The sequence below is a fragment of the Nonomuraea roseoviolacea subsp. carminata genome (genome assembly GCF_024172185.1).
Taxonomy (GTDB): domain Bacteria; phylum Actinomycetota; class Actinomycetes; order Streptosporangiales; family Streptosporangiaceae; genus Nonomuraea; species Nonomuraea roseoviolacea.
Genome location: NZ_JAMZEC010000001.1, coordinates 8,718,626 through 8,736,803 on the forward strand (window position 1 = coordinate 8,718,626; position 18,178 = coordinate 8,736,803).

Sequence of the window (18,178 nt, forward strand, 5' to 3'; positions counted from 1 at the left end):
GGAGGAGCCGTGCTCGACCAGGAACTGCTGGCCGCCGCCGCGCGCGGGGACGTCGCCGCCGTCCGCGAGGCGCTCGCCGCCGGCGCGGACATCGAGGCCCGCGACGCCCAGCGCCGCACGGCCCTGCTGCTGGCCGCGGCGGCCGACCATGTCGAGGTGGCCGAGGTGCTGGTCGCGGCCGGCGCCGACCCCGACGCGCTCGACTTCCGGCACGACACCCCCTGGCTGGTCACCGGGGTCACGGGCAGCGTCGCGATGCTCAGGGCGCTCCTGCCCGCCGGGCCCGACCTGACCGTGCGCAACCGCTACGGCGGCGTCTCCCTCATCCCCGCCTGCGAGCGCGGCCACGTGGACTACGTCCGCGAGGTGCTCACGACCGGCATCGACGTCGACCACGTCAACGACCTCGGCTGGACCGGCCTGCTGGAGGCCGTCATCCTCGGCGACGGAAGCCGGCCGTACCAGGAGATCGTCGGCCTGCTCATCGCCGCCGGCGCGGACGTGGACCTCGCCGACGGCGACGGCCTCACCCCGCTCGCCCACGCCACCGCCAAGGGCCAGAGCGAGGTGGCGGCGCTGCTGCGCGCCGCCGGAGCGCACTGAGCCCGCCGGCTTCATCCTATGCCCGCCGGCTTCGTCCTATGATCTCGGGCCTATGAGCCAACCGCCCACGCTGTCCGCCACGGAGATCACCTCGCGACGCCTCGTGCTGCGCAGGGCGGTGCACGCCACCGACCGTGACGCGCTGGTCGAGCTGTCGACCGATCCCGAGGTCCGCGCGTACCTCGGCGGCCCCCGGCCGCTGGGCGAGGTCGAGCAGCACGTCGACGCGGTCGTGGCCGCGGGCGTCACCTCCTGGCCCGGCAGTTACCTCATCGCCGACAACATCACGAACGACGTCCTCGGGACCCTGATGCTCGCCCGCCGGCCGGCCGACAGCCCCGGACACGTCACCGAGGACGGCGGGGAACTGGAGCTGGGCTACGTCCTGCGGCGCGGCGCGTGGGGCGCGGGGTTCGCGGGCGAGGCCGCGACGGCCGCGTTGCGCGCCGCGGCCGGCGAGCTGCCCGACCAGCCGGTCCTGCTGGTGACCCAGAGCGCGAACACGCGATCCCTGAAACTCGCCGCCCGGCTCGGCTTCCGCCCGGTCGGCACGTTCGAGGAGTTCGGCGCCGAGCAGACGCTCTGCACCGCCGCCCTGTCCACGTTCGGAGATGGGGGGGGCACGACGAGCATCCGAACGAAGAGTCCCGTTAGCAGAGCAGCGTTGAGCGGCTTGCCGTGACTTTCCGCTCAAATGTGTCTCGCCGAAGGGTTTCCGCAGGTCATGACGGATGCAGTCGGGCGGCCTGAACGGCTGTGACACGGGCGGCCTACACGCGGTGCGCCTTGCGCCCGGTCGGGCCGGCATCGGCGAGGGCAGCGCTCTGCGACGATGGGGGTCGTGACGGCACGAACGGTGGGCATCGTGGGCTTGGGCCGAATGGGGCTGACTCTGGCCGCCGGCTTCAGCAGAGTCGTCGAACACTAGCGCACGGCGCGGCCGCACACGGGGGTTCGCGGCCCCGGGACCGCGCGGCTCGTCATGCCCCGAGATCTCCGCTCACCCTGGAGCCGGCCCGTCAGGAGAACCAGTTGCCGCCGAGCTCCTGGATGGTCTTGGCGCCCGCGGGCACCAGCAGCGCCTCGCTCAGCACCTGGTTGACGCTCTTGGGCGCGTTGACCAGGGCGAACAGGAAGAACGAGCCCCCGTCGGCCGTGCGGAAGCCGAAGACCGAACCGTGGCCGGCGAACGCGACGTACATCCCCTTGTTCACCTTGGGGAACGCCTTGCGGCTGTAATTGTCCCTGGCCAGGCGGTAGCCGGAGGCGCCCTCCTTCTTCTTGTTGTTCCAGAAGTTCAGGTACTCCTTGGCCACGGCGCCCGCCATGGCGTCGTCCATGTCGGTGATGTAGCCGTCGGCGTCGAGCCGCGGCTTCGGCATCCGCTGCCCCCAGTGGATCGGGGTCGCGACGGCCAGCTTGAACGACTGGCCGGGGGCGCGGAAGAAGGCGAGCACGTGCGGGCGGGCATGGCCCTTGGTGTCCCGGTAGGTGGTCTGCGCGATGAACCAGTCGCCGATCGGGGGCTGCCGCTCCGGCCGGGGGAGATAGATCGTCGGCTCGCCGGTCAGGGTGATCGGCTTGTGTCCCGGCTTCCACTTGAAGACCTCGTGGTTGCGTTCGAGGACGCCTTCGTGCAGCGCCGCCTCGACGAACAGCGCTTCGATCCGGGCGTCCTGCCGCCACCACCTGCGCTGCTTGAGCGTCGCGTTGTACGCGGCCACCCACTGCCGCACGGCCTGCCTGGCCTGAGGGGCGCCCAGCGCCGGCCTCGTGGGGGAGGGCGTGGCGGCCGGTGAGGAGGACGACGAGGGGGGCTGCGGCGTCGCCGGGGAGGCGGCCGGGGCGGGCGTGGGCGCTCCGGCGGGCCGAGGGATGAGCCGGGGGACCACGCCGCAGCCGGACAGGCTCACGGCGACGGCCGAGATGATCAGCAGCTTTCCACGCACCGGCAAGGTCCCCCACGTCAGGCAAAGAACAAACAAAGCGAACATATCGGACGCGGGGGGCCGGGCTCGCGAAGGTCAGGCCACCAGGCCGAGCGCCGCCGTCGCGACCGCCCGCGCCCGGGAGGGCGACATCAGCACCTCCACCGAATCCGCCACCTGGTCCACGCACCCCACCAACGGCAGCGCCCTGACCTCCGGATCCGTCACCGCCTCCAGCAACGCCAGCGCGAACCGGTCACCCCCGATCACCTGGAACGGCCGGTCGTGGAAGGCCCGCACCCGCACATCCAGCTCCTCCGCCAGCCCCAGCCGGTTCTGCGTCGCCGCCACCCTCCCGTACGCCGCCGACAACCCCGCCTCCCGCTCCCGCCACGTCCGCGCCGCCACCGCCCGCCCGAGCGACTCCCCCAACTCCGCCGACCCCGGCAGACGCGCCAGCGCGCTGCCCAGCCACTTGGCGTACGGCGGATACCGGCGGCGCAGCAGCAGCGCCAGCCGCATCACCTCCCGCGCCAGCCGCGCCCCGACCACCGCCGAACCCAGCTCGTCCCCCACCTCACCGCACCGGCCGGGGAACGGCTCCTCCTGCGCGATGCGCCGCCACTGACAGGCCAGCACGTAACGCCACACGTCACGCGGATACCAGCGCAGCATCCCCCGCACCGCCTCCAGCCCGTCCGGCAACCCGTCGTGGAACACCTCACCGCAGGTCACCTCCGCCAGCGCCTGCCACGGCGACGACAACCAGTCCAGCGGCGACATCCCGCCCCGCGGGTCGAACCCGAGCCGCTCCGCCAGCCACTCCCCCAGCTCGGCCACCACCACGCCGGGCCGGACGACCCCGTGGTAGCCGAACACCGTCGGCAGCCCGCAGAAGCGCTCCGGCAGGCCCGCCACCACGCGCGCCCGCACCTCCTCCACCTCGCCGGCCGCCGCGAACACCAGCACCCTCGGGCCCCAGTCGTGGTCGGCGGAGCGGGCCGTGTCGAACGCCAGCACCTCCGAACCCGGCCCGATCAGCGCGGCGCTGTGCGGCACCGAGCCGACGAGCGGCGCGACGACCTCACCGTAGAAGGCTCGGGAAAGCTCGATACCTGGCACGAAATCGGACATCACTCCGACACTGTGCCTCACGGCGAGCCCCGGGCTCACCCGGTTTTTCGCCCGCGCGTTCGATGGTGGGTTTTCCGGTTGTGGACCGATCGGAAAAAGTCAGCCCGTCACCTTTACTTTGTAGATTTCATACGACGTGCGTGGCCAGCACCCGCATGCGCCGGTAGCCGAGCCGCTCGTACACCCCGATCGCCGCCGGGTTGTCGTCGTCCACCATGAGGGCCGCCCGGCCGTGGGCCGCCACGAGCCGCCGCGTCACCCATCGGCACACCCGCTCCGCCAGCCCCCGGCCCCGCAGCTCCCGGACCGTGGCCACCCCGGCCAGGAACCCCACCGACGGCGCGCTCCACGCGTCGGCCGCCACCGCCGCCAGCCGCCCCCGCACCCGCGTGCCCGCCCAGCGGCGCACGCCGGGCGCACCCGGCACCGCGTACGAGGTCGGCGCGTGCTCGGCCAGCAGCGCCGACACCTCCCCCTCGGCCTCGCCGCCCAGCCACTCCACCTCACCGTCCGCGTCCGTGGTCCCGGGGCCGCCGGGCAGGCTCATCCAGGAGAAGCCGCCCGCCACCTCCAGCCCGTCGATCCTCGCCGCCACCTCGGCCATCAGCCCGGCCTCGCCGAACGGCCGGTACGACGGACCCAGCTCGGCCAGCGCGTGCCGCACCAGCTCGGCGGCGTCGGCCGGATCGCCCCACACGCCGACGCGGTCACGCCGCGACACCCGCGGCGCGGCGCCCACCACGGCCTCCCCCAGGGCCCATGCCCGAGCGCCGCCCGTCAGGTTCTGCGCCGCCCACACCGGCAGGTCGTCGTCACCGCACGCGGCCCGCAGCTCGGCCACGGACCTCAGCTCACGCACCACCGCGTCACAGGATGGCGCCGGGACGGTAGGCGGCCGCCTCCGGATGGGCGGCGACCACCTCGGCCACCTGCCGCGCCACGGCCTCCACCTGACCGGCCGCCGCGCCGGTGAACGACACCCGGTCGGCCAGCAGCGCCTCCAGCGCCGTCCGGTCCAGCGGGAAGCGCTCGTCGGCGGCGAGCCGGTCGAGCAGCTCGTTGTCGGCCCCGCGCGAGCGCATGTCGAGCGCCGACGCCACCGCGTGCTCCTTGATCAGCTCGTGCGCCGTCTCGCGGCCCACCCCGGCGCGCACCGCCGCCATCAGCATCTTCGTCGTGGCCAGGAACGGCAGGTAGCGGTCCAGCTCGGCGGCGATGACCGCGGGGAACGCGCCGAACTCGTCCAGGACCGTCAGCATGGTCTCCACCAGGCCGTCGAAGGCGAAGAACGCGTCCGGCAGCGCCACCCGGCGCACCACCGAGCACGACACGTCGCCCTCGTTCCACTGGTCGCCGGCCAGCTCCCCCACCATGGAGGCGTAGCCGCGCAGCACCACGGCCAGGCCGTTGACGCGCTCGCAGGAGCGGGTGTTCATCTTGTGCGGCATCGCCGAGGAGCCGACCTGGCCCTCCTTGAAGCCCTCGGTGACCAGCTCGTGCCCGGCCATCAGCCGGATCGTCTTGGCCAGCGACGACGGGGCCGCGGCGAGCTGCACCAGCGCCGAGACGACCTCGTAGTCCAGGGAACGCGGGTAGACCTGGCCGACGCTGGTCAGCCGGTGCTCGAAGCCCAGGTGGGCCGCGACCCGGCCCTCCAGCTCGGCCAGCCGCGACTCCTCGCCGCCGAGCAGGTCGAGCATGTCCTGGGCGGTGCCGACCGGGCCCTTGATGCCGCGCAGCGGGTAGCGGGCGATGAGCTCCTCCAGCCGCCGGTAGGCGACCAGCAGCTCGTCGGCGGCCGAGGCGAACCGCTTGCCCAGCGTCGTGGCCTGCGCCGCGACGTTGTGGGAACGGCCGGCGACCACGCTCTCGCGGTGCTCCTCGGCCAGCGCCGCCAGCCGGGCCAGCAGCGCCACCACGCGGTCGCGCACCAGCAGCAGGCTGTCGCGGATCTGCAGCTGCTCGACGTTCTCGGTCAGGTCGCGCGAGGTCATGCCCTTGTGGACCTGCTCGTGGCCGGCCAGCGCGTTGAACTCCTCGATGCGGGCCTTCACGTCGTGCCGGGTCACCCGCTCGCGGGCCGCGATCGAGTCGAGGTCGACCTGCTCCAGCACCTTCTCGTAGTCGGCGGCCGCCTCCTGCGGCACGGCCACCCCCAGCTCGGCCTGGGCGCGCAGCACCGCCAGCCACAGCCGCCGCTCGGCGACGACCTTGTACTCGGGCGACCACAGCCGGGCGAGCTGCGGCGAGGCGTAGCGGGCGGCCAGAACATCGGGGATACGCGGCTTCGACGTCACGTCGGACAAGTCTATGCACTGCCTCCCGGTCCACCGGCTCCCCCCACCCGCGCGGCCTGTGAGAAGATCCCTCCCAGTTCGCGCCGGTTGAGGATGGAAGGATCGTGGAGGGGGACGATGTTCGCCACATCGCTGGGTGAGGACGGCGCGGAGCTGCGCCCGCTGGAGCCGTGGCAGGCCGAGGAGTTCCTCGCCCACATCGACCGGGGCCGGGAGTTCATCGGCCAGTTCGTCGGCCTGCCCGACGTCGTCAAGGACCTGGACTCCAGCCGCGCCTACCTGCGGTCGTACGCGGAGAAGGCCGTGAACGACACGGGCCGCATCTACGGCATCTGGTCCGACGGCAAGCTGGTGGGCGGCGTGATGTTCCGGGTCATGGACCTGCGGCACGGCTCGGCCGAGGCCGGTTGCTGGCTGGAGCCGTCGGCCGCCGGCCGGGGCCTGGTGACCCGGGCGGCGCGCGCCATCATCGACTGGGCCTTCGCCGAGCGGGGCCTGTACCGGGTGGAGTGGCAGGTCGCGGCCGGCAACAAGCCGAGCATCGCGGTGGCCCGGCGGCTCGGGATGACCAAGGAGGGCGTGCTGCGCGGCAGCTACCTGTATCGGGGACAGCGCCATGACATCGAGGTGTGGTCCGTGCTGGCGCCGGAGTGGTCCGCGTCCCGCTGAGCGCCTTTACAGTGTAGATTCATATGCGGGCGCCGGGTCGGCACGGTGCCTGCGAAGCCGGTACTCGGCCACCAGCCGCAGCGCGAGGTAGCCCACCGGCCACATGAGCATGACCCACCGGCCCACCACCAGCGCGCCCGGGATCGACAGCGCGAACATCACCATGGTCGCCGTCGCCCAGGCCCGGATGCCGGTGATCACGGCGGGCGGGGCCTGCGGGTCCAGCAGGCCCGCGCGGACGACGTGGCGCGCCATCAGCGCCATGGCGCCGCCCAGGAAGGCCATGGCCGCCGCGTAGACGACGACGCCGGCGCCGTTCGGGACCTCGCCGAGGGTCTTGCTCGCCCACGGGATCAGCACGTACCCCAGCAGGACCAGGACGTTGAGCGTGACGAGGGCCTGGTCGCCGCGGCTGACGTGGGTGAAGAACAGGTGGTGCGCGACCCACGCGGTCGCGATCACGCAGAAGGAGACCAGGAACGCCAGGTACTGCGAGCCGTGCGCGGCCAGCGCCTCCCCCAGGTGCGCGGGGTCGTGGGCGTCCGGCAGGGGCAGCTCCAGGGCCAGCAGCGTCAGCATGATCGCGATGACCGCGTCGGAGAAGAACAGCATGCGCTCCAGACCGTGGGACTTCTCGGTCACGACGCCTCCAGGGATGTCGTCTCGGGGGGTGGCCGCGCGGCGGGCGCGTTCTCGGGCGGGACGCCGGCCGGCTACGCGCCCAGGGCGGCGATGATCATGTCGGTGAGGCGTTCGATCCGGTCGGGGCCTGCGGGGGCGCGCCGGATGGCGGTGCGCCAGTAGAGCGGGCCGGCCATGAAGTCGAGCCCGAGGTCGACGTCGGCGTCCTCGGGCAGCTCCCCCCGCTCGACCGCCCGCCGCAGGATGGCGCCCACCTTGCGGCGGCGGGCCGTGCCGATCTCCTCGCCCAGCGCGGCGGCGATCGCCGGGTGGTAGGCGGCCGAGGCCAGCAGGTCGGGAAGGATCCGCGAGACGAGCGGGTGGCGCAGCGCCTGGTCGGTGGCGGTCAGGAAGGCCAGGACGTCGCCCCGCAACGTGCCGGTGTCGGGGGTGTCGGCGGCACGCACGGAGACCTGGACGACCAGGTCGACGGTCATGGCCTCCTTCGACGGCCAGCGCCGGTAGAGGGCGGCCTTGCCCGAGCCGGCCCGCCGGGCGACGGCCTCCATCGACAGCCGGCCGTACCCCACGGCGGCCAGCTCCTCGAAGAAGGCGCTGGTGATGGCCGCGGTGACGCTGTCCTGCAGGACCGGTCCGCCGCGCGGCGGACCGGGGTCGGTCGATCTGTCCATGGCCGCGATCATACACGAGACGGAACGGTACCGTCTCGCCACCTGAACCCGCGCGTCCCACGGCGACGGCGCCGCCGTCCGGCTCAGTCGATGATCGCGGTGACCTCGGCCTCGACGAGGATGCCGGGCTCGAAGAGGATGTCGACCCCGATCAGCGCGGCCGGCGGCGCGGGCAGGTCGAACTCGCGCGCCGCCTGCGCGACGCCCGCGTTGAAGGCGTCGTACATCTCCCTCTTCCAGCCTGCGGCGTACCACGTGAAGCGGACGACGTCGCGGAACGTCGCCCCCGCCGCATCGAGCGCCCGGGCGACGTTGCGGTAGACCTGAGCGACCTGCCCGGCCAGGTCGCCGGGTGCCACCAGCTCGCCGTTCTCGTCCCAGGCCACCTGGCCCGCGAGGTGGACCTGCCGGCTCCCCGTCGCCACCGCGACGTGGTGGTAGACCGGCACGCGGACAAGCCCGTCGGGGTTGATGAGCGTAACAGCCACGATCTCCTCCATCGTTACTCTCTTGCAGTTACTGGGGAACTGTAGGAGAGTGACGGCTGACGTGGAAGAACGCACTTTTCAGTGACTGGGGAACCTGATGGTGACCAAAGAGCTCAGCGACCTGTCCGACGAGGCGGACCTGAGGCGCGCCGACTCCCTGGCGCGGGAGATCTTCTCGGACGTCGCCAACAAGTGGGCGTTGCTGATCATCGAGGCTCTCGGCGAGCGCACCCTGCGTTTCAGCGAGCTGCGCGACGAGGTCGAGGGCATCAGCCACAAGATGCTCACCCAGAACCTGCGCATGATGGAGCGCAACGGCCTGGCCGAGCGGAAGGTGCACCCCACGGTGCCGCCGCGGGTCGACTACACCCTCACCGAGCCCGGCCGGGCCCTGCGCGCCACGGTGGATCTGCTCTGCGGCTGGACCCACGAGTACTTCGGTCACATCGAATCGGCCCGCCGCCGCTTCGGCACCTGACGCCTCGTACCCGACACAGGCGGTGCGGAAAATGTCGGGTGGCCGGGGCCGGCGCCGTCGCACGATGGGGGCATGGACGACACGACCTTGGTATCCCGTTTCCTGCGCGACGGCTTCGTGAAGCTGGAGGGCGCCGTCGCGCCGCGCGTGGCCGCGGACTGCGCGCGGCTGCTGTGGCGGGAGACCGGCTGCGACCCGGACGACCCGTCGACGTGGACGCGGCCCGTGCACTGGGTGGGCGGCATGGCGCAGGGACCGTTCGCCGCCGCACCCAACTCCCCCTTCCTCCATCACGCGTACGACCTGCTCGTCGGCGCGGGACGCTGGGAGCCGCGTTACTCGCTGGGCACGTTCCCGCTGCGCTTCCCGCACGAGGAGGAGCCGGACGACGCGGGCTGGCACATCGAGGGCAGCTATCTGCCGGAGGGCGAGAGCTGGTACTTCACGAATCTGCGCTCCCGGGACCGGGCGCTGCTGATGCTGTTCCTGTTCAGCGAGGTCGGTGAGGAGGACGCCCCGACCCGGATCCGGGTCGGGTCACACCTCGACGTGCCGAAGGTGCTGGAGAAGTACGGGGAGGACGGGGCGAGCGGGCTGACCCTCGCGCCCGACCTGGTGGCGGCCTCCGACCACCGGCCGCTCGCCCTGGCCACCGGGTCCCCGGGCGACGTCTTCCTGTGCCATCCGTTCCTGGTGCACGCGGCGCAGCCGCACCATGGGGCACGGCCGCGCTTCATGGCCCAGCCGCCGCTGCTGCCGGCCGCGCCGTACGAGCTGGAGCGGGCCGACGGCGCGTACTCGCCCGTGGAGATCGCGATCCGCCGGGGCCTGGGCCGGGAGACCCCCGGTCCGGACGGGGACGGCACGGGCGGCAGCGCCGGGTAGGCGCGCCGCACGACTATCGTCGGCACGGTGGTCGTGGAGACGGACGAGGAAGGGGGCCGGGCATGCTGGAGCGGCTGAACCAGGCCATGGAGCACATCGAGCTCCATCTCGACCAGTCCGTCGAGGTGGCGGAGCTGGCCCGCATCGCGGCCACCTCGGAGCACCACCTGCGCCGGATGTTCTCCGCGCTCGCGGGCATGCCGCTGTCGGAGTACGTCCGGCGCCGCCGACTCACCCTCGCCGGCGCCGAGGTGCTCGCCGGACGCGAGACGCTGCTGGAGATCGCGGTGCGCTATGGCTACGGCTCCGGTGAGGCGTTCGCGCGGGCGTTCCGCGCCATGCACGGCATCGGACCGGGCGAGGCCCGGCGGACCGGCGCCGCGCTCAACTCCCAGCCCCGGATGGCCTTCCGCCTCGTCATCGAAGGGAGCAGCAGCATGCGGTACCGCGTCGTGGACAAGCCGGACTTCACCGTCGTCGGGTTCAGGACCCGGGTGCCGCTGGTGCACCTCGGCCCGAACCAGGCGATCATCGACTTCGTCCGCGCGATCGGCCCACAGCCTCTGGAGCGCCTGGCGAAGCTGTCGGACCAGGAGCCGCACGGCATCGTCGCGGTCTGCGACGGCCTGGACCCCAGCCGCGCCGAGGGCACGGAATTCGACTACCACCAAGGCGTGATCACCTCCGCGGCGGCTCCGGAGGGCACGACCACGCTGGCCGTCCCGGCCGGCGCCTGGGCGGTCTTCACCACCTCCGGGCCGGCGCCCCAGGCCATCCAGGAGCTGTGGCGGGACGTGTTCACCCAGTGGTTCCCGTCGAACCCGTACCGCACCCGCACCGGCCCCGAGATCCTGCGCACCCACCTGTCACCGGACAAGGCCGAGGCCGACGCCGAGCTGTGGCTCCCGGTGGAGCCGGAGCACGGCTGAACACAGCGGCATGCCGCTTGTCTGCTCTCGGCCGAACAGCACTGAGAACGCGCTCTCGCCGAAAGGCGCTTTCACCACACCAGAGCGACCTTTCCCTCCAGTCGCCCCCGCCGGAAGCGCTCGTGCGCCTCCCGCAGGTGGCGCAGGCCGTACTGGGAGTCGACCCGCGGCCTCGCCTGGCCGGCGTCCACGATCGCGGCGAGTGCGGCGAGTCCGGCGCCGTCCTCGCGCACCTGACGGACGGTGGTGCGGACCGCCCGGTGGGACAGGTCGGGTACGGGGCCGGCCTGTGTGGCGACGGAGGCGTAGCGGCCGCCGTCCGCGACGGCACGGGTGACGAACGCGCCGAAAGTGTCGAAGACGGCGTCATAGGCGGCCTCGGGCAGCGCGGCGCGGTCGGTCGTGGCCCATCCGGCTCCCAGTTCCCTGACCGCCTCGACCTGTGCCGGCCTGGACACCAGCGCGTCCACCCGCGCGCCGCGCGCCCGCGCGAGCTGCACCGCCAGGCCGCCCACCGCACCGGCCGCCCCGGCCACCAGCAGCCGTTCTCCCTCGCGGACGTCCAGCCAGTCCAGCGTCTGCAGGGCGGTGAGCCCGGGCAGCGGAAGCGTCGCCGCCTCGACCAGGCTGATCGTCAAGGGGGCGACGGCGACGGAGGTCGCCGGGATGGCGACCAGGTCGGCCCAGGCGCCGCGTCCGGTACCGAGCTGGTGCGACATCCCGAAGACCCGCTCGCCCGCGGGCAGTGCTGCGCTCCGGCTGTCCACGACGACGCCCGCCAGCTCCCACCCCAGCGTCATCGGCAGGGGCGGCGCGCCCTCCCCGATGGCCCCGTCACGGGTCTTGTCGTCCACCGGGTTGATGGCGGAGGCGACGACGCGCACCAGGACCTCGCCGTCCGACGGGCGAGGAACCGGCGCCTCGGCGAGGGTCAGGACGTCAGGGCCGCCGAAGCGGTCGATTCGCATAGCGCGCATGAGCAACTCCCCGATCATTGATGTTCGATCGGCATCCAACAATAGGGGCGGGGCTCCGGCGGTCCGCGGCGGGGGTCAGGCGGTACTGCATATCAGCAGCATCTCATTAAGATGTCAGTCAGGGGGCACATGCCTTAGGCTGCCGTACCAATGAGGCACAGCGATATCCTGACGGGATGCCCGAGCTGATGGTGCACGTCCCCGCACTGCTGCTGGTCGGCGAGGAGGAAGCCGGCCTCGACCGCACCACTCAGGCCTACCGGGCGATCAGGCGCCAGATCATCGACCTGACGCTGCCGCCCGGCAGCAGCTTCAGCGAGGCGTCCCTCGCGCGGCAATGGCACATCAGCAAGACGCCGGTGCGTGAGGCGCTCGCGCGGTTGCGGCGCGACGGGCTCGTGGACGCGCTCCCCCGCGCGGGCTACGTCGTCAGCCCGATCACGCTCCAGGACACCGACGATCTCTGCGCCCTGCGGACGGTGCTGTCCGTCGAGGCCGCCGCCACCGCCGCGCGCCGGGGCGTCGAGGCGCCCGCGCTGGAGCGGCTCGGCGTGCTGGCGAAGGTGCCCTACGCGCTCGCGGCGGGCGAGGTGGGGCTGGAGGAGTCGCTGCGGGCCGCGATCGAGTTCGAGGCCGTCATCGCCGCGTCCAGCGGCAACAACCGTTTCGGCAAGGCGATCGTCGACGTGCTCGACGAGCTGGAGCGGGTCCTGCGGATGGCCGCGCTGATCGCTCCGGAGGCCGCGAGCCCGCCCGGGGAGCTGGAGGCGATCTCCGAGCGGCTCGGCGCGCGCGACCCGGACGGCGCCCGCGAGGCCATGCGGCGGCGGTGCGAGCGCGTGCACCGCGACGTCCTTGAAGCGCTGGCGAGAAGCGTCTCCGTCAGCAGGGCCCACATCGAGATGCCGGCGCCGTAGCTCCCCCGCCCTCCTGGACGGCCCGGTCGCATACGTTCACGGTCGTGGTTCTCCGTTCCAGGCGGCGCAGGTCAGGACGTCGAATCCGCGGCTGGGGAAGACGGCGTCCATGAAGAAGTCGTGCATCGCCGCGTCGCCGTCGGCGCAACCGTCGCGCAGCACGCTCACCCCGTAGCCGCGGTCCGCCGCGTCGTAGCAGGTGGCGGCCACCATGGCGCTGGTCGCGACGCCGGCGACGGCGAGGGTGTCGACGCCGCGCGCGCGGAGCACGAGGTCGAGGTCCGTGCCGGCGAACGCGCTGGCGCGGCGCTTGAGCACGACGACGTCCTCCTCGGCGACCGGCAGGTCGATCTCGGTGCCGGCCGCCCCCTCGTGGAAGGCGTCCCCCGCCTCGAAGAACCCGCGCATCAGCGCGCTGCCCGGCGGCACGTCGGCCCCGTTCCCCCGGAAGGCGAAGTGCACGAACACCACGAGCGCGCCGGCCGCGCGGGCGCGCGGCAGCAGGCCGGTGAGCGGAGGGACGACGTCCCGGGCGAAGGCGTAGGTGCCCGTGACGCCCCGCTGGATGTCGCCGATGATGAGTGCAGTGGTCACGAAAGACTCCCGTCGAGTATGTCCGTCCGGCGCCCTGTGGTCAGCAGGACGACCATGCCGGCGACCACGATGATCGCCATGGCCACGAGTGCGTGGGTGAAGCCGCCCGTCGCCGGCCGACCGGTCGAGGATCGCGACGGGGCGGCACGGGCATCTCCTTGGCTAAGGGGGCAATCTGGCATCACAGTAGGAGAACTCTGAGATATCAGCAAACGCCGGGCTGCCTCGTACCGGAGATCGGGCAGTTCGTGGCGGCGGCGCGCGCCGGCTTCCGGGTGCGCTTCGCCGAACGAGCCCCCGACATGATCGCGATCGGCGGGACGCCGGCCTGCGACAGCGGTCAGGACGTGACGCGGGTTGACGTCGCGGCGATGGAGGCGGACTGGAACCGGCGGGTCCGCGCCGAGGTGGGTGAACCTGCGCGATCCTGACCCTGCCGGACAGCGGCGTCTTCACCGCGGAGGGGGCCGCCGCGATCCGCGCCGCCCTGTCCTGACACCCCCGCCCGGGCACCGCGAGGTCACGTCGTGACGGCCGCTCCGATGAGGGTCTCCGGTTGTGCGGCGACGTCGTCCAGCGGCCGGATGTCGCGCTCGGCCCGGCACATCGCGGCGGTGATCGCCTCCGGGTCGCCCTCCCCCGGCGGCTCCTCGACCGCGACGGCCAGGACCGGGCAGCCCGCCGCGTAGTCGCTGCCGATCACCGTCCGCCGCCACAGGTCGAGGAACGCCCGCACCCCGGCCGCCGGCCCGGCGCGCAGCTCGCGCTCCAGCACCCGGGAGACGAGGTCCCCGGCGAAGCGGACCGCCTCGGCGGCCAGTTGCTGCTCGCCGCGCGGGAAGTGGTGGTTCCCGCTCAGCAGTTGGCGAGCCCGTCGAACCTGCCGGGCCAGCCCCAGCTCCAGTACTTCGTCGTCCCCCTGCCGTAGGTCCAGCAGGACAGGTCGGTCTCGTGCGCGAGGACCACCTTGGCCCGCACGGAGTAGCGGCAGTTGTTCGTGACCCACAGCTTGTCGGTGTAGCCGGAGCTGTCGAGGCGCGTCGTCACGCAGCTGGGGACCGCCGCCGCGACGGCCTCGTTCGTGGTGGCGCCCGCCTGACCGGCGGTGACGCCGATCAGCAGGGCCGCGGCGGGGAGAGCGGTCGTGACGGTGCGCATGGCCTGGAACACAGGATCCCCTTCCGGAGATGGGACATCTACCTGATATCGGCTAATCGCTGGAGGAATGCACGGTCGGATTATTCCGACAAATACTCCGCTTTTTCCTCACCGCCGATATCCGTACCGAATCCCGAGTCTGACACAGGCCGCGGCGTTGTTTGTCGAGCTTTCCACACTGGCGCAAAACCGCAGGTGAGGGCACATCTTTCACTTCAACGCTGTGCGGACCTTCGCGAAAAAGGCGGAATCCGTCGCCATTCGCACGAGGAACTGCTGGTGGGCATAGCTACGCGTACCGGAGAACCAGGTCGTCTCAGGCAGCCGCCGCAGCGCCAGGACCGTTTCGCGCGGTTTCCGGCCTGGCTGGACGATGTACATGGCCTCACTGATAACGCCGGGCAACGAGCCACCCTTGGTGCCGATGAGCAGCGCGCCGGGGCCGAGGCGGTCACGCAGCAAGTCGGCGGCGGCGTTGTCACTGTCCTCGATCATGGCGGAGACGAGCTGGTCGAGCGTGACGCTCGTGCCGGGCTTGAGTCGCCGCAGCGCCGCTTCGTGGGCGCCGCCGTCGGTGCCGGGCAGATGGTAGGAGTTCCACAGGGCCACGGAGACGCGTTCGTCCGGCTCGGCTCTTCCCTGGCGGACGGCGTCGGCGTAGGCCGCAAGGTGGAAGATCTTGATGGCCGACGCCACGGCGGTGAGGCGGTCGGCGTTGTGACTGATGCCCTGCGTCACCAGCGCGACGTCGTCGGGATGAGCGCGCATGTAGGCGAGCACGGCCTCGGCGTCGTTGAGGTCCGCCGGGGCCGTGGCGGTGGTCGGGGCCACCACCAGCAGAGGAGACAGGAGCATGGCGAGGATGGTGCGCATTCAGCGATCCGGCCCTTCGAGGTGATCAGTCGGTTCCGGCGTCCAGGCGCGAGGGAGGGGCCTGCGTGATCTGCCGGAGTACGGCCATGTAGCTCTGAAAGGCGTCGCGCCCTTCGTCGGTCAGCGCCAGCCAGGTTCGGGGACGTTTGCCGACGAAGCCCTTCGTCACCCGGACGTAGCCGGCCTTCTCCAGCGTCTGGAGGTGCTTGGACAGCAGGGAGTCGCTGACCTCGATCGTGTCCCTGAGGTAGCCGAACTCGACCGTCTCCGCCGCCGCCAGCATGGCCATGATGGACAGCCGTACCGGCGCGTGGATGATCTCGTCCAGCGCGTGCCGGGGGTGGCTCATCGATCATTCTCGGAACGCAGCACGCGCACCGCGCCGTACAGCAGGGGAGCGCCCGCGACCAGCGTGACCACCACATCGGGCACCACCCACTGCGGCCCGGGCTCCAGCGGGTGCAGGAACGTGGTGTAGAGCGACGCGAGCACGCTCGTCCCCACGAACGCCCCGGTGACGGGGTAGACGATCCGGGCCGTCATCCGGCTGTAGACCCGCTCCCTAAAGACGAGGCGAGCGACGAGCACCACGCCGACGGCCAGGAAGAGCCCCAGGCCGCTGTAGTCCCGGACCGCTTCGGGGCCGAGCAGCGCGGCCAGCCAGTAGGCGGTGCTGATCAGCCACAGCGTCAGGAAGAACATCGCGGCCCGCCGGCCGGCCCGCCGTACCGCGCCCTGCGCGCGCTCCACCTCGCGCAGCGCGGCCTCCGCCGAGAAGTCGGCATGATCTGTCACGTTTCCTCCCGCTCATCTTGATGACTTTCAGAAGAGTACTCAACCGTCATTCAAGTGTCCAGCCCGACCAGGTCGTCGCGCCGTTCGGCATCGGTCACGAATGCGTCGCCCAGGTCGTGACCGTCGGCTCCGGCGTCCGGGACCTGCGGGCCGCGCAGACCGTCGTGGTGCCGTGGCGGTGATGACGCGCGGCTTCGGCACCCTGGTGAAGATGTCCCGACGGGACTCCGACGAGTCCGCGACCCGGTTGACGTAGTCGTCGCGCTGCTTCTGCAACACGTCCTTGACGTCCGCATCGGGATCCCGGTCCGCGCCGTACGCCTTGTACTCGCACAGGCGGTGTCCATGAATCCTGACCGCCCTCACATTCCGCGTGACCTCGACGGTGGTCATGGCAAGGAGTCCGTCAAGTCGCCCGCGCGGGTCCAGGCCGCCTGTGATCATGGCCCCGTGCGCAAGTTGATCATCGTTCTCGCCCTCCTGGCCGCGGGATGCTCGGGCGGGCCACCGGCCACCGCGCCGGCACAGACCGCGCAGCCGGCACAGACGCCCTCACCCGCCTCCCCCGCGCCCGCCGCCTCCACGCCGGCGGTGAAGCTGCCGGCCTCCTGGCACCTGGCCAGGCGCGGCGCCGAGCACGAGATCGAGGGCTACGCCGACCGCGTCAGCGTCCTGCCCGGCGAACGGTTCGGGCTGCGGGTCTCCACCACCGCGCCGCGCTTCACCGCCGTCGCCTTCCGCATGGGCGCCCACCCCACGGCCGTGTGGAAGTCGCCGCAGGTCAAGGGGCAGCGGCAGGCGCCGGCCAGGACCGTGGACGGCACCGTCACCGCCGCGCACTGGCATCCCTCCCTCACGGTGGACACCACCGGCTGGGCCGAGGGCCCCTACCTGATCCGGCTGGACGCCTCCACGGGCGCCCAGCGGTACGTGCCGGTGACCGTGCGCTCGGCCTCCACCCAGGGCCGCGTCGTCATGATCGACGCCGTCACCACCTGGCAGGCGTACAACCTGTGGGGCGGGCGCAGCCTCTACCAGGGGCCGGGCGGGTTCGAGGGCCGCTCCCGGGCGGTCACCTTCGACCGCCCGTACGACGGGAACGGGGCGCGGCTCTTCCTCGACTTCGAGCAGGAGGCGTTCGCCGTCGCCGAGCGCAGCGGCGTGCCGCTGGCATACCTGACCAGCCTCGACCTCAAGCCGGGCGTGCTCGACGGGGCCCGCGCGGTGTTCTCGCTCGGCCACGACGAGTACTGGTCGCCGCAGATGCGCGAGGCGGTCACCCGCGCCAGGGACCGGGGGACGAACCTCGCCTTCCTCGGCGCGAACGCCGTCTACTGGCGCATCGGCCTGCACGACCGGACCGTCGAGTGCGACAAGGAGCAGCGGTGCCGGCTGTGGCGGGAGACGCGGCCGGAGAGCGCGCTGGTGGGCCAGATGTACGACTGCTTCCCCGCCGAGGGCGTCTACACCGTCAGCCGCCCGAACCACTGGATCTTCGCCGGCACCCACGGCACCAGCTTCCCCGGCATGGCCGGGGTGGAGACCGACCGGGTCTCACCCGGCTCGCCCCGCGACGTCGAGGTGCTGGCCGAGTCGCGCTTCTCCTGCGGGGGACGCGCCACGGTCTCCAACAGCACCTACTACACGGCGCCCAGCGGGGCGGGGGTGTTCGCCTCCGGCACGATGCGCTGGGTGTGCGGCATGCGGGGACGGCAGTGCGGCCACGGCGTGCCGGAGTCGGCCGCCGCCTTCACCCGCCGGGCGACGACGAACCTGCTGACCCGCTTCGCCCGCGGCCCCGCCGCCCCGCCCGCCCAGGGCGCGGGGCGCCGGGCGCTCACCGGTGGCAGACGACCTCCAGGGTGAGGCCGTCCGGCCCCGCCCAGAAGGCGGCGTAGTAGGCGGGGCCGTACTGCGGGAACTCCCGCGGCCGGTGGAGCACGTCCGCGCCGCGGGCGCTCGCCCACGCGTGCAGGCGATCCACCTCCTCGCGGGTCTTCACGACGAAGGCCAGGTGCTGCAGGCCGGGACGATGCCGCGAGTAGTCGCCGTCCTCCAGCGCCGGGTAGAAGAACAGGTACGTTCCCGGCTTGCCGTCCGCCGGACGGTAGGAGAACTCGGCGCGAGCCCCGGCCGGCGG

At 72.4% G+C, this 18,178-nt stretch carries 25 protein-coding genes; 10 read left to right on the top strand and 15 right to left on the bottom strand.

Annotated elements, in window-relative coordinates:
• Positions 1-9: 9 nt before the first annotated feature.
• Together HD595_RS40540 and HD595_RS40545 are read left to right on the top strand one after the other, a co-directional pair.
• Complete coding sequence (locus HD595_RS40540; RefSeq protein WP_253778845.1) at positions 10-603, top strand: ankyrin repeat domain-containing protein; 594 nt, start codon at positions 10-12, stop codon at positions 601-603.
• A 52-nt stretch (positions 604-655) separates the two neighbouring features.
• Positions 656-1,285: a GNAT family N-acetyltransferase gene (locus tag HD595_RS40545; RefSeq protein ID WP_253778847.1), complete on the top strand. Its 630-nt coding sequence runs from the start codon at positions 656-658 to the stop codon at positions 1,283-1,285.
• Positions 1,286-1,622: 337 nt separating this feature from the next.
• On the opposite strand, the gene HD595_RS40550 is transcribed toward HD595_RS40545, so the two are convergent.
• The 4 genes from HD595_RS40550 to purB all read right to left on the bottom strand — a co-directional run bounded on the left by HD595_RS40550 (position 1,623) and on the right by purB (position 5,962).
• The gene (locus HD595_RS40550; RefSeq protein WP_253778850.1) at positions 1,623-2,552 is read right to left on the bottom strand and encodes a DUF8094 domain-containing protein; all 930 of its coding nucleotides are present in this window, start codon (positions 2,550-2,552) and stop codon (positions 1,623-1,625) included.
• Between the two features lie 75 nt (positions 2,553-2,627).
• A complete protein-coding gene (locus HD595_RS46435; protein ID WP_301309732.1) occupies positions 2,628-3,665 on the bottom strand; it encodes a DUF4037 domain-containing protein in 1,038 nt (345 codons plus the stop codon).
• A 127-nt stretch (positions 3,666-3,792) separates the two neighbouring features.
• Complete coding sequence (locus HD595_RS47045; protein ID WP_253778852.1) at positions 3,793-4,527, bottom strand: GNAT family N-acetyltransferase; 735 nt, start codon at positions 4,525-4,527, stop codon at positions 3,793-3,795.
• 4 nt (positions 4,528-4,531) lie between these two features.
• Positions 4,532-5,962, bottom strand: a complete 1,431-nt coding sequence (purB, locus tag HD595_RS40565) for an adenylosuccinate lyase (RefSeq protein ID WP_253778854.1) — start codon at positions 5,960-5,962, stop codon at positions 4,532-4,534.
• A 117-nt stretch (positions 5,963-6,079) separates the two neighbouring features.
• Between purB and HD595_RS40570 the strand changes: the two genes are divergently transcribed.
• Positions 6,080-6,631, top strand: a complete 552-nt coding sequence (locus tag HD595_RS40570; RefSeq protein WP_253778856.1) for a GNAT family N-acetyltransferase — start codon at positions 6,080-6,082, stop codon at positions 6,629-6,631.
• Positions 6,632-6,637: 6 nt separating this feature from the next.
• On the opposite strand, the gene HD595_RS40575 is transcribed toward HD595_RS40570, so the two are convergent.
• The 3 genes from HD595_RS40575 to HD595_RS40585 form a co-directional block, all read right to left on the bottom strand.
• Positions 6,638-7,273: a TMEM175 family protein gene (locus HD595_RS40575; RefSeq protein WP_253778858.1), complete on the bottom strand. Its 636-nt coding sequence runs from the start codon at positions 7,271-7,273 to the stop codon at positions 6,638-6,640.
• Positions 7,274-7,344: 71 nt separating this feature from the next.
• Complete coding sequence (locus HD595_RS40580) at positions 7,345-7,944, bottom strand: TetR/AcrR family transcriptional regulator (RefSeq protein WP_253778860.1); 600 nt, start codon at positions 7,942-7,944, stop codon at positions 7,345-7,347.
• Positions 7,945-8,027: 83 nt separating this feature from the next.
• Positions 8,028-8,432, bottom strand: a complete 405-nt coding sequence (locus HD595_RS40585) for a RidA family protein (RefSeq protein ID WP_253778862.1) — start codon at positions 8,430-8,432, stop codon at positions 8,028-8,030.
• 97 nt (positions 8,433-8,529) lie between these two features.
• Here HD595_RS40585 and HD595_RS40590 point away from each other — a divergent pair, with 97 nt between their 5' ends.
• From HD595_RS40590 to HD595_RS40600, 3 genes are all read left to right on the top strand, one after another.
• The gene (locus HD595_RS40590; RefSeq protein ID WP_253778864.1) at positions 8,530-8,910 is read left to right on the top strand and encodes a winged helix-turn-helix transcriptional regulator; all 381 of its coding nucleotides are present in this window, start codon (positions 8,530-8,532) and stop codon (positions 8,908-8,910) included.
• A 72-nt stretch (positions 8,911-8,982) separates the two neighbouring features.
• Entirely contained in the window at positions 8,983-9,795 is an 813-nt protein-coding gene (locus HD595_RS40595; protein WP_253778866.1) for a phytanoyl-CoA dioxygenase family protein, read from the top strand.
• A 62-nt stretch (positions 9,796-9,857) separates the two neighbouring features.
• The gene (locus HD595_RS40600; RefSeq protein ID WP_253778869.1) at positions 9,858-10,724 is read left to right on the top strand and encodes an AraC family transcriptional regulator; all 867 of its coding nucleotides are present in this window, start codon (positions 9,858-9,860) and stop codon (positions 10,722-10,724) included.
• 71 nt (positions 10,725-10,795) lie between these two features.
• Here HD595_RS40600 and HD595_RS40605 read toward each other — a convergent pair whose 3' ends face one another.
• On the bottom strand, positions 10,796-11,701 hold the full coding sequence (locus HD595_RS40605) for an NADP-dependent oxidoreductase (protein WP_253778871.1): 906 nt from the start codon (positions 11,699-11,701) through the stop codon (positions 10,796-10,798).
• A 176-nt stretch (positions 11,702-11,877) separates the two neighbouring features.
• On the opposite strand from HD595_RS40605, the gene HD595_RS40610 reads away from it, so the two are divergent.
• Positions 11,878-12,618, top strand: a complete 741-nt coding sequence (locus HD595_RS40610; protein WP_253778873.1) for a GntR family transcriptional regulator — start codon at positions 11,878-11,880, stop codon at positions 12,616-12,618.
• Positions 12,619-12,654: 36 nt separating this feature from the next.
• On the opposite strand, the gene HD595_RS40615 is transcribed toward HD595_RS40610, so the two are convergent.
• Positions 12,655-13,212, bottom strand: coding sequence for a cysteine hydrolase family protein (locus HD595_RS40615; protein ID WP_253778876.1), 558 nt, complete (start codon positions 13,210-13,212; stop codon positions 12,655-12,657).
• Positions 13,213-13,514: 302 nt separating this feature from the next.
• On the opposite strand from HD595_RS40615, the gene HD595_RS46445 reads away from it, so the two are divergent.
• Positions 13,515-13,643, top strand: coding sequence for a hypothetical protein (locus HD595_RS46445; protein WP_301309734.1), 129 nt, complete (start codon positions 13,515-13,517; stop codon positions 13,641-13,643).
• A gap of 89 nt (positions 13,644-13,732) precedes the next feature.
• Here the strand turns inward: HD595_RS46445 and HD595_RS40620 are convergent, their stop codons facing one another.
• The 5 genes from HD595_RS40620 to HD595_RS40640 all read right to left on the bottom strand — a co-directional run bounded on the left by HD595_RS40620 (position 13,733) and on the right by HD595_RS40640 (position 16,038).
• Positions 13,733-13,987 (bottom strand): hypothetical protein, encoded by a 255-nt coding sequence (locus tag HD595_RS40620; RefSeq protein WP_253778878.1) that lies wholly within the window; start codon positions 13,985-13,987, stop codon positions 13,733-13,735.
• Between the two features lie 80 nt (positions 13,988-14,067).
• Positions 14,068-14,370: a hypothetical protein gene (locus HD595_RS40625; RefSeq protein WP_253778880.1), complete on the bottom strand. Its 303-nt coding sequence runs from the start codon at positions 14,368-14,370 to the stop codon at positions 14,068-14,070.
• Between the two features lie 210 nt (positions 14,371-14,580).
• Complete coding sequence (locus HD595_RS40630; protein WP_253778883.1) at positions 14,581-15,243, bottom strand: serine hydrolase; 663 nt, start codon at positions 15,241-15,243, stop codon at positions 14,581-14,583.
• 25 nt (positions 15,244-15,268) lie between these two features.
• The gene (locus HD595_RS40635; RefSeq protein WP_253778886.1) at positions 15,269-15,592 is read right to left on the bottom strand and encodes a winged helix-turn-helix domain-containing protein; all 324 of its coding nucleotides are present in this window, start codon (positions 15,590-15,592) and stop codon (positions 15,269-15,271) included.
• On the bottom strand, positions 15,589-16,038 hold the full coding sequence (locus HD595_RS40640) for a hypothetical protein (RefSeq protein ID WP_253778888.1): 450 nt from the start codon (positions 16,036-16,038) through the stop codon (positions 15,589-15,591). The genes HD595_RS40635 and HD595_RS40640 overlap by 4 nt, the downstream gene beginning before the upstream one ends.
• Positions 16,039-16,058: 20 nt before the next feature.
• On the opposite strand from HD595_RS40640, the gene HD595_RS40645 reads away from it, so the two are divergent.
• Together HD595_RS40645 and HD595_RS40650 are read left to right on the top strand one after the other, a co-directional pair.
• Positions 16,059-16,220: an alcohol dehydrogenase catalytic domain-containing protein gene (locus HD595_RS40645; RefSeq protein WP_253778890.1), complete on the top strand. Its 162-nt coding sequence runs from the start codon at positions 16,059-16,061 to the stop codon at positions 16,218-16,220.
• A 268-nt stretch (positions 16,221-16,488) separates the two neighbouring features.
• Complete coding sequence (locus HD595_RS40650; RefSeq protein WP_253778892.1) at positions 16,489-17,904, top strand: N,N-dimethylformamidase beta subunit family domain-containing protein; 1,416 nt, start codon at positions 16,489-16,491, stop codon at positions 17,902-17,904.
• Here the strand turns inward: HD595_RS40650 and HD595_RS47115 are convergent.
• Positions 17,876-18,115 (bottom strand): VOC family protein, encoded by a 240-nt coding sequence (locus HD595_RS47115; RefSeq protein ID WP_337960030.1) that lies wholly within the window; start codon positions 18,113-18,115, stop codon positions 17,876-17,878. The genes HD595_RS40650 and HD595_RS47115 overlap by 29 nt on opposite strands.
• Between the last annotated feature and the right edge of the window lie 63 nt (positions 18,116-18,178).

Bases quoted from the DNA above. Each gene is read 5' to 3' on its own strand.
- HD595_RS40635 (WP_253778886.1), bottom strand. From the start codon at position 15,592: ATGAGCCACCCCCGGCACGCGCTGGACGAGATCATCCACGCGCCGGTA.
- HD595_RS40570 (WP_253778856.1), top strand. From the start codon at position 6,080: ATGTTCGCCACATCGCTGGGTGAGGACGGCGCGGAGCTGCGCCCGCTG.
- HD595_RS40545 (WP_253778847.1), top strand. From the start codon at position 656: ATGAGCCAACCGCCCACGCTGTCCGCCACGGAGATCACCTCGCGACGC.
- HD595_RS40590 (WP_253778864.1), top strand. From the start codon at position 8,530: ATGGTGACCAAAGAGCTCAGCGACCTGTCCGACGAGGCGGACCTGAGG.
- HD595_RS40595 (WP_253778866.1), top strand. From the start codon at position 8,983: ATGGACGACACGACCTTGGTATCCCGTTTCCTGCGCGACGGCTTCGTG.
- HD595_RS46435 (WP_301309732.1), bottom strand. From the start codon at position 3,665: ATGTCCGATTTCGTGCCAGGTATCGAGCTTTCCCGAGCCTTCTACGGT.
- HD595_RS40645 (WP_253778890.1), top strand. From the start codon at position 16,059: ATGACTTTCAGAAGAGTACTCAACCGTCATTCAAGTGTCCAGCCCGAC.
- HD595_RS40630 (WP_253778883.1), bottom strand. From the start codon at position 15,243: ATGCGCACCATCCTCGCCATGCTCCTGTCTCCTCTGCTGGTGGTGGCC.
- HD595_RS46445 (WP_301309734.1), top strand. From the start codon at position 13,515: ATGATCGCGATCGGCGGGACGCCGGCCTGCGACAGCGGTCAGGACGTG.
- HD595_RS40605 (WP_253778871.1), bottom strand. From the start codon at position 11,701: ATGCGCGCTATGCGAATCGACCGCTTCGGCGGCCCTGACGTCCTGACC.
- HD595_RS40625 (WP_253778880.1), bottom strand. From the start codon at position 14,370: ATGCGCACCGTCACGACCGCTCTCCCCGCCGCGGCCCTGCTGATCGGC.
- HD595_RS40610 (WP_253778873.1), top strand. From the start codon at position 11,878: ATGCCCGAGCTGATGGTGCACGTCCCCGCACTGCTGCTGGTCGGCGAG.
- HD595_RS40580 (WP_253778860.1), bottom strand. From the start codon at position 7,944: ATGGACAGATCGACCGACCCCGGTCCGCCGCGCGGCGGACCGGTCCTG.
- HD595_RS40600 (WP_253778869.1), top strand. From the start codon at position 9,858: ATGCTGGAGCGGCTGAACCAGGCCATGGAGCACATCGAGCTCCATCTC.